We start from the raw sequence: 3,515 nt of genomic DNA, 5'->3' as shown, positions 1-3,515 counted from the left end.
AGGAAACATACGCATTGTAGTCCCCCGCCTGTAGTGGCGAGTCGAAGTGCACGCTGGCATAGCGGTTGTCGGTGCAGTTCTGACACCAGGCAGACAGCGACCAGCTGGTGGAATCCGGGCGCAGCCCGATATTCGCGGCGTACTCACTCTGCGCGTCCACTTTCAGGTTGTTCGAGGTATTGGAATAGATTTCGGAGTTGTACACCATCCCCACGCGGCCAAACAGATTCAGGCCACTGGCGATGGGACGCTCGAAATCGAGAGCCAGGTTCGCAGACAGATCCGGTGCCATGGCAAATTCGCGGTCGGCGAGAATACCCAGTACCGGATCGTCGCCAAAGCGGGCTTCCGCGAGGTGCGTGAGGTCAAACATCAGGGAAAAGGTGTCGTTCAACACGAACTGGTTTTCCAGTTCCAGGCCGTAGACCGTAGCCTCTGGCGCATTGTCGACACTGAATCGGGTGCCCTGGAACTGGGCCAGCTGCAGGTCTTCGATGTCGTTGTAGAACACTGCCAGGTTGCTGCGCGCGCGGCCATTCCAGTATTCGGTTTTCAAACCCAGCTCGTAGCCGTCCATATACTCGGCGCGGTAGGTCGGGTCTCCCGGTATCGCACCGGGAACCTCTTCCGGGTTGTTCAGGTTGGTGCCGGCGCCACTGTTGTCGATGTTCACCCCGCCGGACTTGTAGCCGCGACTGTAGGAGGCGTAACCCATGACCTGCCCGGTGAAGTGGTACTGCGCCGACAGCGAACCGCTGAAGGCGTCCTCCTCGTAGTGATCGTCGAACTCCGGCCCGGGCTGGGCGGTGAGCACCCGGAACACGGCGTTGGGTGCCGAAGTGAACGCATTGCGGAACATGGCGCCGTTTTTCTCATCGCGAGAGTAGCGCAGGCCAACGGTCAGTCCGAACTGTTCATTGACGTCCAGGTTCCAGTGGGTGAAGGCGGCATAAGAACGGCTGTCTGCAGGCATGTCTACATCGCTCCACTGACCTTCGGTGGCATCCACGGTGCCGGCGGGAAAGCCATAGAACTGGGTAAACAGGGTATCCCAGTAGAATTGTGCCTGGTCGCCCCACCAGAGTTCGTGGTGCGCGTCGATGTCTTCATCGGCGTAATACACGCCAACCACATAGTCGCCGCCGGAGAAGGGGCCGATACTTTCCGCATCACCATTCAGGGTGAATTCCTGGGAAATCATCTTGGTTCTGAGGGATTCGCTGATGGAGAGGATATTGGCGCCGACGAAATCCGCATCCATGCCCTGCTGGGAGATGCGCCAGTCGCGAAGGCTGGACACGGACTTGAGCGTGCGACCACCGTCCAGCTCCCAGGCCATGTGCAAGACCGCGCCCTTGTCATCGATGGACTGATCCGTGGGGTTGCTCAGCACCTGCTGGTAGTCCTTCAGGTTCGCCGATGGCAGCTGCTTGCCCTGGGCCAATACCAGCGCGTTGATCAGGGGCTGGGTGGGGCCGTCAATGTCGTCGACCTGGCCGTAGCAGCAGTTATTTTGCTCGTCGAACCAGTCGATAATCAGGCGGCTGGAGAAGGTCTCCGAGGGTTCGTAAAGGAACTGAATCTTGGCGCCGCGAGGCTCGCGGCCGTTGTATTCACCGCCGTTGGGGTCCTCGATGTAGCCGTCTTCGCTGCCCCAGATAGCGGCTACGCGCATGGCCGCCTTGTCGCTAATCGGCACATTGGTGGCGCCGCGCACCAGCTGGTTGCCGTAGTTGCCGACTCCCACTTCATAATCCACGCTGAAGTCATCGGTGGTCGGCGCCTTGCTGTTGAGAATCAGGGCACCAGCAGAGGTATTCTTGCCGAACAGTGTGCCCTGCGGGCCGCGCAGAATTTCCAGGCTCTCCATATCCAGCCAGTTCTGCATTGCCTGGCCGGCGCGGGTGCGATAGACACCGTCCACAAACACGCCCACCGCGCCCTCGAACGCGCGGCTGTTGCCCACGGTGCCGATACCGCGGATCACGATATTGGCGCTGTTGGCGGCGCTGTTGACCACTGCAAAGCGGGTGCTGGAGGAGATCTGCTGGATATTTGCAATGCTGTCCACCTGGGCGGCGGCCAGCTCGTCCCCGGTGACGGCGGTAACGGCCACCGGCACTTCCTGCAGGTTTTCTTCACGGCGCTGGGCGGTAACCACCACTTCTTCCAGCTGGCGCGCCTCCTGGGCGGATACCGCGGACGGTACCGCCGCGGCAATTGCCGCCGCGAGCGCGGTAGTTGCTACGGTCAGGTTGCGCAGGAATGGATTGTCGTACGTATGCTTAGTAGCCATCGGGAGCTTCCCTCTCATCGTTTCATTATCTTTATCGAGTGATCGGGCCACGGGCGCACAGCGTCTGCCATTACTACCTGCGCCGCCAGCCAACAGGGGTCGGATCTTGGGCAGTATGTAAGGGCTAGTGAAAATAGCTTCGTCTGTTTGGATGAATTTACGTTAAATTCACCAGCGGAAGTATTCAGAGAATTTTGGCGCCAAGGCCAATGAGATTCGCCATTCACAGGGTGGCGTTTACCCGCAGAGCGAGGAAACCATGCATCACGATCAGCCCAACAACCCCCTACATGGCGTCAAACTGGAGACTATCGTCCTCGAGCTGGAAAGCCATTACGGGTGGGAGGGGCTCGCCGAGCGGATTCCGGTGAACTGTTTCCGCAATGATCCCTCGGTGAAATCCAGTCTGAAATTCCTGCGCAAAACACCCTGGGCCAGGGAAAAAGTCGAGGCTCTTTACGTTGCGACTTTCAGCGCCGCGAATCCCTGGAACAGGTCTTGAACCCATCCCCGGAACATCCGGTTTGTTATCCGCTGCCGGTACGGCGGCTAACAACATAAGTAGAATTAATTGGATGGATATTGAATGGAATAATGCGCTGCAGGATGTGCTTTTCCCGACTATTTTTCTTGCGTGAGTGAATCCCTTCCGAGCTCAGGAGCGTATCGGTTCATTTTCGGAGTAGCGATGGCAAGAGTATCAACCTGGTGTTTGCTGGTGGTGTCCCTGCTGGTATCTGCCTGTACTGGAATCCCCGAGGGGGTTGAGCCGATCGACGATTTCCAGCTCGATCGCTATCTCGGCAAGTGGTACGAAATCGCGCGCCTGGACCATTCCTTCGAGCGCGGGTTGAGCCGGGTTACCGCCGAGTACAGCCTGCGGGACGACGGTGGGGTGAAAGTGGTCAACCGCGGCTTTGACGCGGAAAAGGCCAAATGGGAGGAGTCTGTCGGCAAGGCGTACTTCGTCGGTGCGCCGAATGTGGGGCACTTGAAAGTTTCATTTTTTGGGCCCTTTTACGGCTCCTACGTGATATTCGAGCTGGACGAAGAATATCGCTACGCCATGGTTTCCGGGCCCAATCGTTCCTATCTTTGGCTGTTGTCGCGCACGCCTACGGTGGATGCGTCGGTGAAACAGCATTTTCTCAAACGCGCCGGTGAACTCGGTTTTGATACCGGTGCGCTGATTCTGGTGGAGCAGTCGCCCCTGGCAACG

General features: G+C 58.5%; 3 protein-coding genes. 2 read left to right on the top strand and 1 reads right to left on the bottom strand.

Annotation, left to right across the window (positions count from 1 at the left end):
* Nucleotides 1–2,296: TonB-dependent receptor (locus tag VIL80_RS06325; protein ID WP_332035298.1), on the bottom strand; the 2,296-nt coding region annotated here is incomplete at its 3' end.
* Nucleotides 2,297–2,555: 259 nt separating this feature from the next.
* Between VIL80_RS06325 and VIL80_RS06320 the strand changes: the two genes are divergently transcribed.
* Nucleotides 2,556–2,798 (top strand): VF530 family protein, encoded by a 243-nt coding sequence (locus tag VIL80_RS06320; protein ID WP_332035297.1) that lies wholly within the window; start codon nucleotides 2,556–2,558, stop codon nucleotides 2,796–2,798.
* Between the two features lie 186 nt (nucleotides 2,799–2,984).
* The coding region (locus VIL80_RS06315) for a lipocalin family protein (protein ID WP_332035296.1) at nucleotides 2,985–3,515 on the top strand (531 nt) is incomplete at its 3' end.

The organism is Microbulbifer sp. (assembly GCF_036563125.1).
Lineage (GTDB): Bacteria > Pseudomonadota > Gammaproteobacteria > Pseudomonadales > Cellvibrionaceae > Microbulbifer.
The sequence above is the reverse complement of the archived record's forward strand: the minus strand, read 5'-3'. Positions and strand labels throughout refer to the sequence as shown.

Bases quoted from the DNA above. Each gene is read 5' to 3' on its own strand.
- VIL80_RS06320 (WP_332035297.1), top strand. From the start codon at position 2,556: ATGCATCACGATCAGCCCAACAACCCCCTACATGGCGTCAAACTGGAG.